The organism is Brevibacillus fulvus, from assembly GCF_016908525.1.
Lineage (GTDB): Bacteria > Bacillota > Bacilli > Brevibacillales > Brevibacillaceae > Brevibacillus_G > Brevibacillus_G fulvus.
Map to the genome: position 1 here is coordinate 22,954 of NZ_JAFBEB010000006.1, position 16,188 is coordinate 39,141.

General features: G+C 52.5%; 14 protein-coding genes. All 14 read right to left on the reverse strand.

Annotation, left to right across the window (positions count from 1 at the left end):
• Positions 1 to 62: 62 nt before the first annotated feature.
• The 14 genes from JOD01_RS10005 to JOD01_RS10070 all read right to left on the reverse strand — a co-directional run bounded on the left by JOD01_RS10005 (position 63) and on the right by JOD01_RS10070 (position 16,084).
• Positions 63 to 1,517, reverse strand: a complete 1,455-nt coding sequence (locus tag JOD01_RS10005; protein ID WP_204518184.1) for a sensor histidine kinase — start codon at positions 1,515 to 1,517, stop codon at positions 63 to 65.
• Positions 1,517 to 2,212, reverse strand: a complete 696-nt coding sequence (locus JOD01_RS10010) for a response regulator transcription factor (RefSeq protein ID WP_204518185.1) — start codon at positions 2,210 to 2,212, stop codon at positions 1,517 to 1,519. The genes JOD01_RS10005 and JOD01_RS10010 overlap by 1 nt, the downstream gene beginning before the upstream one ends.
• 244 nt (positions 2,213 to 2,456) lie before the next feature.
• The gene (locus tag JOD01_RS10015) at positions 2,457 to 2,783 is read right to left on the reverse strand and encodes an L-rhamnose mutarotase (RefSeq protein WP_204518186.1); all 327 of its coding nucleotides are present in this window, start codon (positions 2,781 to 2,783) and stop codon (positions 2,457 to 2,459) included.
• A gap of 13 nt (positions 2,784 to 2,796) precedes the next feature.
• On the reverse strand, positions 2,797 to 3,852 hold the full coding sequence (gene rhaS / locus JOD01_RS10020) for a rhamnose ABC transporter substrate-binding protein (protein WP_204518187.1): 1,056 nt from the start codon (positions 3,850 to 3,852) through the stop codon (positions 2,797 to 2,799).
• A gap of 12 nt (positions 3,853 to 3,864) precedes the next feature.
• Positions 3,865 to 4,869, reverse strand: a complete 1,005-nt coding sequence (locus JOD01_RS10025) for an ABC transporter permease (RefSeq protein ID WP_204518188.1) — start codon at positions 4,867 to 4,869, stop codon at positions 3,865 to 3,867.
• 3 nt (positions 4,870 to 4,872) lie between these two features.
• Positions 4,873 to 5,880 carry an ABC transporter permease gene (locus tag JOD01_RS10030; protein ID WP_239565368.1) on the reverse strand — a complete coding sequence of 336 codons (1,008 nt, stop codon included), beginning with the start codon at positions 5,878 to 5,880 and terminating at the stop codon, positions 4,873 to 4,875.
• 16 nt (positions 5,881 to 5,896) lie between these two features.
• Positions 5,897 to 7,420 (reverse strand): sugar ABC transporter ATP-binding protein, encoded by a 1,524-nt coding sequence (locus tag JOD01_RS10035; RefSeq protein WP_204518190.1) that lies wholly within the window; start codon positions 7,418 to 7,420, stop codon positions 5,897 to 5,899.
• A 69-nt stretch (positions 7,421 to 7,489) separates the two neighbouring features.
• Complete coding sequence (locus tag JOD01_RS10040) at positions 7,490 to 8,221, reverse strand: LutC/YkgG family protein (protein WP_204518191.1); 732 nt, start codon at positions 8,219 to 8,221, stop codon at positions 7,490 to 7,492.
• Positions 8,211 to 9,707, reverse strand: coding sequence for a LutB/LldF family L-lactate oxidation iron-sulfur protein (locus JOD01_RS10045; protein WP_204518400.1), 1,497 nt, complete (start codon positions 9,705 to 9,707; stop codon positions 8,211 to 8,213). The genes JOD01_RS10040 and JOD01_RS10045 overlap by 11 nt, the downstream gene beginning before the upstream one ends.
• An 8-nt stretch (positions 9,708 to 9,715) precedes the next feature.
• Entirely contained in the window at positions 9,716 to 10,447 is a 732-nt protein-coding gene (locus JOD01_RS10050) for a (Fe-S)-binding protein (protein ID WP_204518192.1), read from the reverse strand.
• A 26-nt stretch (positions 10,448 to 10,473) separates the two neighbouring features.
• Positions 10,474 to 11,235, reverse strand: coding sequence for a DeoR/GlpR family DNA-binding transcription regulator (locus JOD01_RS10055; RefSeq protein WP_204518401.1), 762 nt, complete (start codon positions 11,233 to 11,235; stop codon positions 10,474 to 10,476).
• Between the two features lie 2 nt (positions 11,236 to 11,237).
• Positions 11,238 to 12,728: an FGGY-family carbohydrate kinase gene (locus tag JOD01_RS10060; RefSeq protein ID WP_204518193.1), complete on the reverse strand. Its 1,491-nt coding sequence runs from the start codon at positions 12,726 to 12,728 to the stop codon at positions 11,238 to 11,240.
• On the reverse strand, positions 12,725 to 13,945 hold the full coding sequence (gene rhaI / locus JOD01_RS10065) for an L-rhamnose isomerase (protein WP_204518194.1): 1,221 nt from the start codon (positions 13,943 to 13,945) through the stop codon (positions 12,725 to 12,727). The genes JOD01_RS10060 and rhaI overlap by 4 nt, the downstream gene beginning before the upstream one ends.
• A 69-nt stretch (positions 13,946 to 14,014) precedes the next feature.
• Entirely contained in the window at positions 14,015 to 16,084 is a 2,070-nt protein-coding gene (locus tag JOD01_RS10070; protein ID WP_204518195.1) for a bifunctional aldolase/short-chain dehydrogenase, read from the reverse strand.
• Between the last annotated feature and the right edge of the window lie 104 nt (positions 16,085 to 16,188).

Genomic DNA, 16,188 nt, shown 5'->3' on the forward strand with positions numbered 1-16,188 from the left:
CATAATCAATCTGTGTGCAAAAAGGGAAAAAACAATGAGCAAAGTATGAAAAATTTATGACCTTAGGAAACAGACTGCATTTTTCGGTACTTCTCCACGGTTGGCAACCATACGGTAAAGACGGTTCCAGCGCCCGGCTCGCTTTCTACCGTAATCTTGCCTTCATGCAACTGCACCAGCTCTTTCACAATCGCCAATCCGAGTCCGCTGCCTTTGTTGTTTTTGGAACGGCCGCGGTCCACTTTGAAAAACCGCTCCCAGATCCGGTTCAAATCTTCGCTGGCGATCCCGATCCCACTGTCGGAGACCGTTACCTTAATCCAATCTTCTTCGGCGGACGCGGTCAGGCGAATATAGCCGCTTGCCGTAAATTTGACCGCATTTTTAACAAGATTGTTGAAAATTTGTATCAGACGGTCTTTGTCCGCGTACACTTTCGGCAAGTCTTCGGCCAGTTCGGTTTGCAGCTCAATATCCTTCGCGTTCGCTTCCGGTTCAAACGAATACGTTACTTTTGTCAAGATTTCCTTGATTTCCACCGGATATTTGACCAGCTTGATCTCATTATTCTCCAGCTTCATCAAATCCATCAGATCGTCAACCAACCTGCTGATTTGCATCGTTTCCGCATAAAGCACCGCATAGTAGCGATTGCGCGCTTCCTCTTCTTCAACCAGTCCGTCTTGCAAAGCTTCCAGAAAACCTTGCATCGCGGTCAACGGTGTGCGCAGCTCGTGAGACACATTGGCCAGAAAATCGTTGCGCACCTGCTCCAGATGCATCCGGTCTTGTTCCACTCTTTCCAGCCGTTCGGCCAACGTATTGATCGTTTTGGCCAGATCGCTGATTTCATCGGACGTATCGACAACGACGCGCTCCGCGTAATTGCCTCTGCCGATCTCGGCGGCCGTTCGTTCGATCCGATACAGCGGACGGGAAATCGACCAGGAAACATAGGAAACCATCGCAGTGGACAGCACGACGCCAAACAAGGTGGCCCAAAGAATCGTTTCGCGCATCTGACTGTATGTCCGCTCAATCCCTTCAATCGATGCGTGCAAAACAATCCCGCCATAAATGTGATCCCCTTTTCCCCAAGGGATTGCGACCGACAGCATCGGATCTTCCAGTCCGTCGATTTGCAGTTCGGTCACCGCATTTTCCCCGTTCAAAACGCGATTGGCAATCGATTGCGCGACTGATTTTCCTTTTACTACCTCATCTTTGGTGGAGGTGGCGACAATTTTCCCGTCATCATCAAACAGCCAGATCCGCGTATCGAACGATTCGTCAAACTCGGTCAGTTTGCTCTGCAACGAACGTGTCACTTTGCTGCTGTCCTGAATAGCATCGTTCACCTGCTTGGCCATGCGCAGCAGCTCTTCTTGCTTGGCATCATAAAAATAGCCGCGGGCAAAAAAGACCATGAGAATGCCGGACACGCCCAAACCGAGCAAAACGGTAAACAAAAAACTGAACAACAGGCGGCGGAAGATGCTTTTGTTCATTCCCAGCATTATTCATCCACCTCAAATTTATAGCCGACGCCCCAGACGGTGTGAATACATTCGTAAGGGAGCTTGTGCAGCCGTTGCCGGATTTTCTTGATGTGCACGTCAATCGTCCGGACATCTCCGAAATAGTCGTACCCCCAGATTTGCTCCAACAGCTGTTCCCGGGAAAATACGCTTCCGGGAGAACGGGCCATATGAACAAGCAGCTCGAACTCTTTGGGACGGAACGCTACTTTTTCACCGGCAGCGATAACCTCCCGTTTGTCAATATCTATCGTCAGATCGGCAAACGACAGCGTCTGCAACGTGTCCTCTTCGGTCCGCTCACGGGGCTGCAGGCGACGGAAGATCGCGCGAATGCGGGCAACCAACTCCCGCGGGCTAAATGGTTTTGTCATATAATCATCAGCGCCCAGTTCAAGGCCGAGCACCCGGTCAAATTCCTCTTCTTTAGCAGTCAGCATAATAATGGGAGTATCCCATTTTTTGCGAATTTCCCGACAAACTTCAAACCCGTCCATTTCAGGCATCATCACATCAAGGATAATCATGTCGGGCGATTCCTTTTCGACCAGCTCCAATGCTTGCTTGCCGTTATTGGCGATCACCAGGTCAATCTGTTGTTTGGCAAAATACAATCGAATAATTTCACAAACATTTGGATCATCATCTGCTACCAGTACTTTGGTTTGGTTCATCGACCAACAACCTCCCTTCGCCAATTGATTGATCTCTATCGCCGGGAACAAAGCTAGCTGATACCATCTTATTATATTAACACAGATCGCCCCTCTCTGCATCTGGGCCCGGCCGAGAGAGGGGCAATCTTATAAATGGCTGCCTCGTTAACGCTCAAGCGGTGAGCGCGATCGGCCATAAATAAAACAAGGTCGCTGCCCCGTTAAACAGTTGGGCAAACGACCTTGTCTGCTATCCGTGTCACTATCTCAAATAGAAAACTTCACGCAGCGGGGTAATCGGCTCTGCTTGCTGGAAATCAAACGAACCTTCGACCATTTTGGAGGTAATCGCGTTCCAGCGATTGCACACCTCACTGTTGGCGATGTACGCAAATGCTGCCGGTACATCGTCACATTCGAAACAGTAGAAAAATTGCCGGCCGTTTTGGAAGATCGAGTAATTGCGTATGCCCGCCTTACGATGTTCTTCCAGCACTTCCGGCCAAGGTTCCAGATGCATCCGCACATATTCCTCGAGACATTCTGCTTTCACCTTCCAGGTCCAGGCCAACTTCCGGCTTTGTTCCATCGAGACCCCCCAATCAGTAAACTTCCTTCCATTCCGCAATGTTGCTGCTGTCAAATTTAAACGGATCACCCAGCATCACTTGACTGCCATCGCCATCCGGCGTAATTTCTTTTTCCCCCAAAGTGCCGGCTGTAAATTTTTCTCCCGGTTTGCCGGTGATGGTTCCTTTCACCAGCGCATCCGCCGCATAGCCGGCAAGGTAGCCGACATCAACCGGGTTCCACAGGTACATCCACTGACAGACGCCGCTTTCAATATATTCCGCCATCTCGCTCGGCAGGCCAAGACCGGTTAATTGCACTTTCCCTTTCAACCCTTTGTCGGTCAACACCTTGCCAGCGGCGGCAATGCCCACAGTCGTTGGTGCAATGATCCCTTTCAGATTCGGATACGTTTTCAGCAAAGCCTCGGTTTCCGAGACGCTCTTGTCGCGCAAATCATCGCCATAGGCAACCTTCACCAGTTTGATATCCTTGTATTTGGGGTCTTCCAACTCTTTTTTCATCCAATCGATCCAAAGATTTTGGTTGGTTGCCTGTGAAGTGGCACTGAGGACGGCGATCTCGCCCTGACCTCCAATCATTTCCGAAATGGCCTGAATTTCCACCCGGCCAATTCGTTCCGGATCGGCCTGATTAATATGCACCATCCGGCTTTGCGTATTGACCGCTGAATCAAGCGACAAAACTTTGATGCCGGCATTCATCGCTTTTTTCAGTACTGGCTGCAGCGCGTCGGGGTCATTGGCGACGACCGCGATCGCGTCGACTTTTTGCGAAATGAGCTCCTCAATCATTTGAATTTGCGCTTCCGCGGTCGGCTGATCCGGCGCTTTTAAAATCGCTTCGCCGCCCAGCTCGGTAATCGCTTTCTGAAAACCTTCCATTTGTTTCTCGCCATACGGATTTCCCGTATTTTTAAAGATAATTGCAAAGCGCTTCTTTCCGCCCGCGTCCCCGGAACCGGCGTCAGGCGCAGAGCCTCCCTGGGTGGTGGCGCTTTGGCCGCACCCTGCCAGCAAAGCAAACGATAACAAAATCGACAAACATGACGTGACCAATTTTTTCATACGCAAACCCCCTTAATTTTTTCCAGCGAGCCGGTGTGCCGTTTTTCGTTTCAACCCGCTCAGTTTGGGAACCATCACGGCGAAAATCAGCAAAGCGCCGATGATCACCAGCAACGTTTGAGCCGGCACATTGACCAATCCCAATCCATAGCGCAAAAGACCGATGAGAAAGACAGCAATCACCGCACCGATCATCCTGCCTTTGCCGCCAGCTGTACTAACGCCGCCCAATACCGCCATCGCGATCACATCCAGTTCATACCCATTGGCAACATTGGGACGGGTACTGCCCATCCGGGAGGCGAGAAATAAAGCTGTCACGGCCGCCATCAAGCCAGCGAGCGTAAACACAATCAACGTTATCCGGTTTGTACGAATGCCGGAAAACTGGCTGGCCGTCAAGTTGCTGCCCATCGCGTACAGATGACGGCCAAACGTGGTTTGATGCAAGACCAACCCAAAGATGACCGCAAGCACGATAAACACAATCAAGATAAACGGAATTCCGCCGACATATCCCCACCCCAGGTAGCTGAACCATTCCGGAAACTTGCCGGCTGATTGGTCCTCGAGAATAATATAGGCAATCCCGCGGTACAGGATCATCGTTCCCAACGTTACGATCACCGAGGACAGTTCTTTAAACTTGACCAGTAGGAAACCGTTGATCCAGCCGCAAAGAGCGCCGACGGCCAAACAGACAACAATCGCCCATTCCATCGGCAAACCGCGATTGTACAAATCAGCCATGATGACCGAGGATAAGGCAACGGTCGAGGCGACGGAAATATCAATTTGTCCGAGAATGAGGATAAACACCATCGGCAACACGATGAAGGCTTTGTCCAGAAAGGTCATGGTCGCATCGCGAATGCTGATCAGATCGAGGTAATAAGGCGACAGGAAAGCGTTGACCAGATTGACCAAGAGAAAGATCAGGACAAGCATCCATTCCCACTGCAAGAAAAAACGTTTCAGCGTCATTTTTTGTTCGCCCAGCACTCCGTCCGGTTTCATCGTTCACATGTTCCTCCTCAGCAAATGGTTTCGCTCAACACCCCTTTTAACCCATACATTGATCACGATCGCAACCAGGATGATAAAGCCTTGGATGGCATTCTGCCAAAACGGTGACACATTGATCAGCGGCAAGGCGTTGTTCAAAATCCCCAACAGAATCGACCCAAGAATAATTCCCGATATTTTGCCCGATCCACCGGCGATGCTCACTCCGCCCAACACGCAGGCCGCAATGACGCTCAGCTCATACCCCATCGCTGTGTCTCCCTGGGCCGAAGCAAATTTGGAAACCCAGAGTACCCCGGCCAGGCCCGAAAGCGCGCCCATGATACTATAGACGAGCCAAACGACTTTGGTCGTGGAGATTCCGCTGATTTTCGCCGATTCCGGGTTGCTGCCTACGGCATAGATTTGCCGACCCGTCCGCGTATGATTAATAAAATAGTAAAAGATGAGATAGATCAGCACAGCGATAAACACCAGGCGGTTTATCCCGAAGACCGAACCTGTGGCAATCGCTTTGAAACTGTCCGGCATCTGGTGAGCACTGACCCACTTCCCGCCGCTCACCATAAACGTCAGTCCGCGGAAAACGTTCATCATGCCTAAGGAAGCGATGATCGGGAAGATGCCGATTTTGGCGACCAGCCCGCCGAGCAAACTGCCGCAAACGATCCCGACAGCTATGCCCAACAGCATGGCCAAGACAGGCGGCAGTGCGGGAAAGGACCCGACGACCATGGCAGTGATCATCCCCGACAACGCCAGCGTGGCGCCGATCGACAAATCAATTCCCCGGGTGACGATGACCAGCATCATGCCGACTGCGAGAATACTGAGAATAGCCGTATTGGTAATCAGGTCGTCAATGTTTTCGAGTGAAAGAAAACTGGGATTGCGCCACTGTACGAAGAGCGAAAGGAGAATGATAAAGGCCAGCAAACCCAATTCCCTGAATTTTGCGATACCGGAAAAGCTGGAGGCTCTTCCGACTGCCCGAACTGTCATCATTTTCACCACCTATTCATGCCCGTTGTCGTAAAGGTTGATCAACTGCGTGTGTGCCCATCGCCGCCTGAAGAATCATCTCCTGGGTTACCCCGTCGCTGTCCAGTATCGCGGATAGCCGCCCGCTGCGCATGACAAGGATGCGGTCGCTCATTCCAATCACTTCCGGCATTTCCGAAGATACGAGAATGATGCCATACCCTTGCGCAGCCAGGTCATGAATAATTTCGTAAATCGCCGATTTCGCGCCCACGTCCACCCCTTTGGTCGGTTCATCAAGGATCAGGATGTCCAGGTCGGCAGCCAGCAATTTGGCCACGACAATTTTTTGCTGATTGCCGCCCGACAAGGATGCTGCCGAAGCAAAGATGCTGTTCGCTTTCACCAGCAGTTTATCGGCCAGGTTTTTGGCCATTTTTTGCTCCTGTTTCCGATTCAGCCAGCCCTTGTTGGAAAATTTGTGCAACACGGGCAAGGTGATATTGCGGTCAATCCCCCATTCGAGAATTAATCCTTGCTTCTGCCGATCTTCCGGCAAGTAGCCAATCCCGCTGCCAATCGCTTGCAGCGGATTTTGAATTCTCGTTTCTTTCCCGCGCAAAAACAGCTTGCCGCGATCATAGGGACTGATCCCGTAGATCGCCTGGCACAGTTCGCTGCGACCCGCTCCGACCAAACCCGTCAAACCGAGGATTTCCCCGCGATGCAGCGTAAAGGAAACATCGGCAAAATAGCCGTTTTTGCCCAATCCTTCCACTCGCAGCAGTTCTTCCCCTTTGCTTGCTTTTTTCTCGGGAAACAATTGGCTGACTTCCCGACCGACCATTGCCACGATCAAGTCGTCATGGGAAATCTCGTCGATCTTCCACGTCCCGATATAACGGGAGTCCCGAAAGACCGTCACTCTGCTGGCAAGTCGGTACATATCTTCAAAGCGATGGGTAATAAAGATGATGGACACGCCTTTGTCGCGCAAACGCTCGGCAATTTTGTAAAGTTCTTCGCTTTCCCGTTGCGTCAGCGCGGCCGTCGGTTCATCCATAATAATAATTTTCGCATCCATTGAAAGCGCTTTCGAAATTTCAACGATTTGTTGCTGGGCGACGCTTAACGAGCCCATTTGCGTCCTTGGATCAAAATCGGCGCCCAACTCCTTCAGCCATTTTTTGGCCTCCGCATGCATTTCTTTCCATAAAATCCGTTTCGTTCGCTTTGCCAAAAGTTCATGCCCCATGAAAATATTCTCGGTAACGCTTAAATCCGGATAACAAGTAACGTGCTGGTAAATGGCGGCAATCCCCAACTTCTGCGCATCACGCGGATGTTTCAGCTCCACTTTTTCCCCATTGAAGAGAATTTCGCCCGCATCGGGGGCATGAACACCGGTGATCACTTTGATAAACGTCGATTTGCCCGCGCCATTTTCGCCCATTAACGCATGGATTTCTCCCGGCTTCAATTTGAATTGCACGGAATCCAGCGCTTTCACCCCGGGAAACGTTTTGGTAATCTCTCGCAACTCCAACAGATACTCTGCCATCCTCACCCCTGCCTTCATTTGCAAAGTAACGATCATCTATATTTGCGGAAAAGTCCCGTTCTTGCCTGCTCAGCCGAACAGTAAGGCATACACTTTGCCTGGTCCGTGAACACCGATCGTCAAGTCGTTTTCAATATCGGCGGAACGGCTCGGACCGGAGATGATGTGAATACCTGCCGGATAAAACGACCGCGCCCTGTTTTCAAAGACAGTCAATACTTCGCCCAGTCTTGTCTTTAACCGGTCTAGCGGGACGATCACAAACAAAGTCGGCGGCAGCAAGCTGACCGAGCGACCCTTTTGGGCCGAAGAGGCAACGACGACCGAGCCCGTGCAGGCGACCGCGTAGTCGGCCACGACGATCCCGATCTTTGCCTCGGCTGCTTCCGCCAAAGCTTGTGTTCGTTCCATCGCTTGCCAGCAAACGAGTTTTTGTCCTTCCCGCAAACTCTCTTCCAATTTCCATTCGGCGAGTTCCGGCTGATCTTGCCGCAAAATTTTGCGGGCCCCGCTGTCCAGCACGGATTGCACCAGAAACTGTCTGGCTTCCCTTTCATGAGGAAAATGATGGACAATCCCGCCAGCCTTTTGCCAGTTGTCGCAAAACAGCTCTATTCTCGCTTGTTGATCCAATCGGTATTCCTGCCAAAAGCGAGGAGCGCCTTTGTCGGGATGCAATGGTTTTTCCTGCAAAACGGCTCGGCCCAGCCGATTTGCGATGTTTTGCAAAAAAGCTTGCTGCCGGGTTTCAGTCTCCGACTCCATTTTGCTTGGAGCGGATGTTCGGAAATCAGGCGTCATACTCGTTTCCCCTTTCCCGTTTGGCGACCCACGCCTGCAACCGCTCCTCGATTCGCGGATCGGCTTGTGCCAGCGAGCGGTTCAATTCCTGCTTCAGGACCGGCCAGTTGTCGCGAAACGCTTGTTCCGCTGCCAGCTGCGTATGCCGGTAGCGATGCCAGCCCTTTAACGGCCCCAGTTTCGCCTTGATCACACCGTTGCGGCTCAGCAGTTTTTGTCCAACCCGTCCGAGTCTGAGCGCTTTCCGCAACCGTCTGTAATCGGACATCAGATAGCGGAAGCCTTTCATGCCCAGTTTCTCCTGCAAATCGGGCCGTCCTTTTGTAACCGTACGATGCCGCAAATAGACGAGCATATCGTGCAACGGGATTTTCACCGGACAAGCTTCGTAGCAGGCGCCGCACAGACTGGAAGCATAGGCGATATCGTTCCACTCGGCAGCATTTTTGACGAGCGCCGGCGTCAAGACCGCTCCAATCGGTCCGCTGTAAGTGCTTCCATAGGAGTGGCCGCCAATTTGCCGATACACCGGACATACATTGAGACAAGCACCGCAGCGGATACAATTGAGCAATTCCTGAAAGTCGGGATCGCCCAGCTGCAGAGAGCGTCCGTTGTCAATGATGATAATGTGCAGCTCCTCCGGTCCGTCGCTGTCTTCCGTCCGTTTCGGACCGGTGATGCCGGACAGGTAGACGGTCAACTTTTGCCCGGTTGCCGATCTTGGCAAGAGCGTTGCCATCACCTCCAAATCGGCCCAGGTCGGAATAATCCGCTCCATGCCCATCAAGGTAATCTGCGTGCGCGGCAGCGTGCTGACCATCCTGGCGTTGCCCTCGTTCTCGAACAGCACGATCGAACCGCTTTCCGCAATCGCAAAGTTGCAGCCGGTCATCCCGATGTCAGCCTGCAAAAACTTTTGCCTTAATTTTTGTCTGGCGAATTGCGCCAAGACAGAAGTCTCCGCAGGAAGCTGCTTGCCGGCTTCCCTGGACAACACTTCGGCAATTTGCTCCTTGTTTTTGTGAATCGCCGGAATAATGATGTGGGAAGGAGGCTCATTGGCGAGTTGGATAATATATTCGCCCAAGTCGGTTTCCACCGTCTCGATTCCCGCTTCTGCCAAAGCTTCGTTCATGTGCAGTTCTTCAGACACCATCGATTTGGATTTTACAACCGATCTCGCTTTGTTCCGCCGCGCGATCTCCAGCGTGATCGCCACTGCCTCCTCCTTGGTAAAGGCAAAGTGGACATGGGCCCCTTGCTGGCGTGCATTGTCGGCAAACTGAGCCAGATAATAATCAAGGTGGGCAATCGTGTGCAAGCGAATTGCTCGACCGCGCTCGCGCCATTCTTCCCAATGCCCCAGTTCTGCCGCAGCGCTCTGCTTGCCGCTGCGCAACCGCTCTGTCGTAAATTTCACCGCATTGCGCAAATAATCGTCCTGCAGAGCTGCCTGCGCCCGCTCTCTGACAGAGTCTTTCATCGTATGGCTCACTGGCCTCGCACCCCTTCCTCCAGCAATTCGGCAAGATGCATGACACGCAAGTTTTTCCCCCGATAGCGAAGATGGCCAGCGATATTCAGCAAACAGCCCAAATCAAGCCCGACCAGCACCTCTGCTTCCGACTCCAGCACATGGTCGACTTTTTCTTCGACCATCGCTCCGGAAATCTCGCTCATTTTTACGGCGAACGTTCCGCCAAAGCCGCAGCAATCCTCCGCATAAGGCAGTGGAACCAGCTCCAGCCCTTCCACATTTTGCAACAGTGTCAACGGTTCGTTTTTTACCCCCAAGATCCGGCTGCCGTGACAAGAAGGATGGTACGTTACTTTATGAGGAAACCGGGCGCCAAGCCGTTCAAGCCCCAACACATTGACAAAAAATTGGCTAAATTCAAACGTCTTTTCCGCCAATGAGCGCGCTTTTTTCAGTTGCACGGGATCATCGGCGAACAGCTTGGGGAAATAGTGATGGATCATCCCTGTGCAGGAACCGGAAGGCGAGATGACGAAATCGCTTTCGTCAAAGGCAGCCAGCAGAGTTTGCGCAGCCGCTCTCGCTTCTTCCCAATACCCGCTGTTGAACGCGGGCTGGCCGCAGCACGTCTGAATTGCCGGAAAATCAACCGCAATGCCATGACGCGCCAACAAACGGGCGATCGCTTTCCCGACACCGGGATGAACGGCATCGCTTAAACAGGTAATAAACAGCGACACATTCAACATAAGCCACCTTCAATCACTGTTTTTTAAGAGGTGATCGTAACGGACACCGACTTTTCTTTCAGTTGTGCAATGAAGGCTTGGTCTACCAGACTATCGGTAATGATTTCGTGGACCTGCTTCAATCCGGCCACGACGGTGAAAGCCTGAATGCCAAATTTGCTGTGATCGGCAAGCAAATACACTTTTTCGGAAATGCCAAGCATTTTCTTCTTCACCAGTGCCTGCAGTTCGTTGGACTCGCTGATGCCTCTTTCCAAATGCAACCCTTTGCAGGATAGAAACGCCTTGTCAACGTAATACGCATCGAGAAACTTTTCCGCTCGCGGCCCGACAAAGGAGAGTGAACGGGGTGCCAAAATTCCGCCGGTGCAAATCACTTCGATCTTTTCCTTGCTGCTAAGCTCCATTGCCACTTTCAACGAATTGGTCAGGACGGTGATCGGCATGTCTGGCATAATCGAAGCCATGTACCAGGCGGTCGTGCTGGCATCGAGAATGATCCGGTCGTGAGGTTCAATGTATTGAATCGCTTGCTGCGCGATCTTGCGTTTCTCTTCCGCATACGCGATTTCCCGTTCAAAATAGGGCGTTTCCGGCTGTTGCTCACGGATGCTGACCGCTCCGCCGTGGCTGCGCAGCAACCGTCCCGCTTGTTCCAGTTTATCGAGGTCGCGGCGAATCGTTTCTTCCGTCACTTTGCATATTTCGCTCAACTCGGAAACCCGCAAGCTTCCTTTTTCGTTTACCAGACGAACGATTTTTTCCAGGCGTTCTGCTACAAGCATGGTCATCCTCTTTCCTCACTTCGTAGTAATCCGGTTATGTCCAGGAAACGCTGGTACGCATTCTCCCAATCGCGCTGCTCTGCCGGCTGGTAAACCGTCACCGGGAAAGAAGCTTTCACCATGTTTCTGCCACTGGCCAGATCGGCGATTTGTCCAAGCGCAATCATCTGCAACAAAATATTGCCGATCGCACTCGCTTCCACCGGTCCCGCCCAGACGGGCCGTCCAATCGCATTGGCCGTAAATTGGCAGAGCAGTTTGTTATGAATGCCGCCCCCAACGATATGCAGACCGTTGTACCGCTTTCCTGTCAACTGTTCCGTACGTTCCAAGATATACCGGTATTTTAACGCAAGGCTTTCCAGCACGCAACGAACCGTTGCACCTGTGTTTGCCGGCGGTTGCTGCCCGGTCTCCAGACAATATTGCATAATTTGCGCTGGCATCTGTTCAGGATGAAGAAAAGAAGGATGATCGGGATCGATGAAGCAGGCAAAAGCGTCTGCCGCCGCCGCCCGGTCCAGCAACTGTTCGTAGCTGGTGTTGCTCCCTTCGGTTTCCCATGCGCGGATGCACTCCTGCAAAATCCACAGTCCCATGATGTTTTTCAACAAGCGAAACGTTTGCCCCGCCCCGCCTTCATTGGTGAAGTTGGCGGCAAGCACCTGCTGATTAATCAACGCCTGCCTTTGTTCCGTGCCCATTAATGACCATGTACCGCAACTGAGATAGACAAAATCCTCCTGATCTGTCGGAATGGCCGCTACCGCCGAACCCGTATCGTGTTCCGCCACCGCAATAACCGGGATAGATGGAACCCCGAGTTCACGGCAAATCTCCTGCTGCAGCACGCCCGCCCGGCTTCCTGGCGGCAGGATCGGCCCCATCAGCTTCTCCGGCAATTGCAGCCGGCGCAACAATTCGGTATCCCATCCGCCGATCTGCGGATTGTAGAACTGGGTAGTGGTGGCGTTGCTGAACTCATTATGTTTCTCCCCGGTCAAAAAATAGCGGAACAAAGCGGGGATCATCAACAGATCGGTTGCTTTTTCCAATTGACCCGGGTTGGTTTTGCGCAAAGCGTACAGCTGGTAAAGCGTATTAAATGGCAAAAACTGAATCCCGGTTCGGTGAAAAATTTCCGTCCGTGGTATTTGCGCAAAAACTTCCTGCATCACGCCGTCTGTCCGCCGATCGCGATAGTGATACGGGTTGCCCAGCAGTTCGCCCGTTTCGTCCAGCAAGCCAAAATCGACAGCCCATGAATCAATCCCGATAGCCGCGGGGTATTCGCCCTCTTGCTTCGTTTTCAGCAGTCCCCATTTGATCTGTTGAAACAGCTGCAGAATGTCCCAATAGAGATGGCCATTGACTCGAACCGGCTGATTGGCAAAGCGGTGCACTTCTTCTATATGCAGACGGCCGTCCAGCAATTTTCCCCGATACGCTTTGCCGCTGCTGGCGCCGAAATCGAAGGCGAGTACGCTGCTCACCAGCTTGCACCACCTTTGCCGCGAGCGAGAATTTTGCTGGCATAGGCGCTTTCCGCAAACGCTTTCATCGGATCGTGCGGCAATCCCATTTCTTCGCGGATCACCGTCAAAAGCGGACCTACGTCCATCTCAAACGCTTTTCTTACGGCGTCTTCGGCCGCCAGAACATCTTGGGCATCCTGAGCCGCGCGCACTTCTTCCAAATTGATCAGCAACGCTTTGGCGTATTGCGTCTGGATATTCAGCACCGAGCGAATCATTGCCGGTATTTTCGGCTCAATATTGTGCGACTGGTCAATCATATACGCGATCTTCTCCACGGTGGTCCGGACTTGTGGATTTTGATCGGCGGATGCGCTAATGATTTGAAAAAAGATGAGAAACAATTCGTACGGGTTGATTGCACCAACGATTAAATCATCGTCGGCATATTTGCGGCTGTTAAAATGGAACCCGCCCAATTTTTGCTCGTCGATCAGGTAGGCAACGAGATGTTCGACGTTCGTTCCCGGCGGATGATGTCCGGTATCAACGAGAACTTGCGCCTGCGGGCCGAGCTTTTGCGCCAGGTTGAAGGCCATACCCCAGTCGGCAAGGTCGGTATGGTAAAAAGCAGGTTCAAAAAACTTGTATTCGATCAGCATCCGCATCTCAGCCGGCATCGCCCGGTAGACTTCTGCCAACGATTCCAATAACCAGCCTTTGCGCTTGCGGAAATCGGCCTGACCGGGATAGTTGGTGCCATCAGCAATCCACAGGCTTAACTCGCGGGAGCCGGTTTGCCGGGCAATCGTTACACATTCCAGCAAATGGTCAACCGCTTTTCGCCGAATCGCCGGGTCCGCATTGCAAACGCTGCCCAACATATATTCATCTTCCTGGAACAGATTCGGATTGACCGCACCGATGCGCAAACCGAGCTGCTCGGCATGCCGCTTCAATTGTTCGTAGTCGTCGACTTTATCCCACGGAATATGGATGGCGACTGACGGACAGACTCCTGTCAGCCGATGCACTTCTGCCGCGTCCTCCAGCTTCTCGAACGGATTTCGCGGGACACCGACTTTTTGAAAAGTTTTAAAACGGGTCCCGGAATCGCCGTATCCCCATGAGGGTGTCTCGATTGTAAACGATTTCAATCTTTGTTTGACCAACTCCACATCGATCCCTCTCGCCCGCTGCTGTTCCTCAAATAACGCGTAAGCCCGATCGGTCATTCCCTCATCTCCTTTCCTCGATTCCCTGCCGGTTGCTGACAACTCAGCAAATTCAGTCTGTTTCCAAGATCATCTCGGAAAAGCCGCCGGGACGCCCCCGTCAATCGTCAGCATGCATCCGGTTGTTTTGGCAGCTTTGGAAGAGGCAAAGAACAAGATTCCTTCCGCAATATCGCGCGGCAAGACATTGACCTGCAACGTGGTCCGCTGCCGGTAATACTCTTCCAGTTGATCCGGCTCGATTCCGTAAGCGGCCGCCCGTTCATTTCGCCAATTTGAATTCCAGATCGCTGAACCTTGCAGCACCGCATCGGGCAATACCGCATTGACGCGAATCCCGTCGGCACCCCCGTCTACCGCGATGCAGCGGGCCAAATGTACTTCAAGCGCTTTAGCCGCACTGTACGCTGCTGAATTTCGGCCGGCATAGATGGAATTTTTCGAGCCGACAAAAACCAGCGCGCCTCCGGTTCCTTGCGCTTTCATTTGCTTGAACGCTTCGCGGGCGACGAGGAAATAACCGGTCCCCAGCACATCGAGGTTCAGCTGCCATTCTTGCAAGGTGGTATCCGCAAACGGACTGGAGGTGGCCAAACCAGCATTGTTGACGACAATGTCAACTCCGCCGTAGGTGAGCGCGGCCTGGGTGAACGCGGCCTGAACGCCGCTTTCGTCAGTTACATCGACCTTTACCGCGATCGCGCGGCCTTCGCCAAATTGCTCATTGATCTCTGCGGCCAGCTTTTCTGCCCCTTCCTGATTGAGATCGGCGATAACCAGATGCGCCCCCTCAGCAGCAAACCTTCGGCACGTCTCGCTGCCAATCCCGCCGGCTCCCCCTGTCACCAGCGCAACTTTGCGGGAAAACTCCGCTTCTGCCGGCGCGAGCGATAGCTTGTAAAGTTCCAGCGGCCAATATTCCACCAGGTAAGATTCCTGCTCGTTGAGAGAGACAAAATTTCCAAGCACGGTCGATCCGGCCATCACGGCAACGGCGCGATGATACAACTGTTCGCTGACCTTTGCCATCTGCCAGCTTTTTCCCGTGTTGATCATCCCGATGCCGGGGATCAAGATGACGCGCGGCGCGGCTTCCGCCATGCTGTCGCCTTCCTGTTTGTTGCGAGCAAAATATTGACGGTACTGTTCGGCATAATCGGCAATGCCGGCAAGGAGCTTCTGCTTCAACATTTCCCTGTCTTCTGCGGCAGGCTGCCAGTCAACAAACAAGGGAACCCGCTTGGTATGAACGAGATGATCCGGACAGGCAGCGCCAATTTGGGATAATTCGGCGGCAGCGTGACTGTTGACAAACCGTAAAATTTCCGGACTGTCATCACTGGTGACAATCATCGGTTTGGATTGCCCGACGGCACCACGAACCAGCGGCAGCAGCTCCGCCAAAATACGCTTGCGTTCTTCCGGAGCAACCGGATTGTGCTTGGTCCCGCCAAACAGCGAACGTTCTTGGGTACGTGCCTGAATATAACGCTCCGCCTCCTGGATGATGCGCACAGTGTTGCGGTAGCATTCTTCAGAAGTTTCTCCCCACGTCACCAATCCGTGCTTTTCCATCAAGACCAGCTCCGCCTCCGGATTGTTTTGCACGGCTTCCGCAATCATTTTCGACAGCTGAAATCCCGGACGAATGTAGGGAACCCAGACAAACCGCTTGCCGTATATTTCTTCCGCAATATTCTGACCATTGTCGGCGCAACAAATGCTGATGATCGCATCCGGATGCGTATGGTCGACATGGCGGAAAGGCAGAAAGGCGTGCAGCAAAGTTTCGATCGAAGGTCGTGGTTGCTTGCTGTCGAGCATACAATGCGACAAGTACGCAACCATCTCTTCATCCGACATCTCGGCACGTTCCAGCAAGGGTGTCACATCTTCCAGCTTGAGCCCGGTAAATTGGGATATTTTCATCGTCGCCAAATCGGAACCGCTGCCCTTCACCCACATGACCTGGACTTCGCGACCGCGGAAATCACGGGTGATCGTTTTCATCGACGTGTTCCCGCCACCCCAGTTGCAAACACGCCGGTCAGCACCAAGCAGATTGGAACGGTACACCAGTTCCTCCAGACCGGGCGCCAATTGGGAGGCTGTGGAATGATCCCATAAGCTTGTTACCATTGAGACCTCCTTTGTTCCATTGGTTATTTTTGTATATTTCTGATTATAGCACCTTTCCCCAAAAATAAAAGAGATTGTTTTTGTTTTTTCTGTATTTGTTTTTG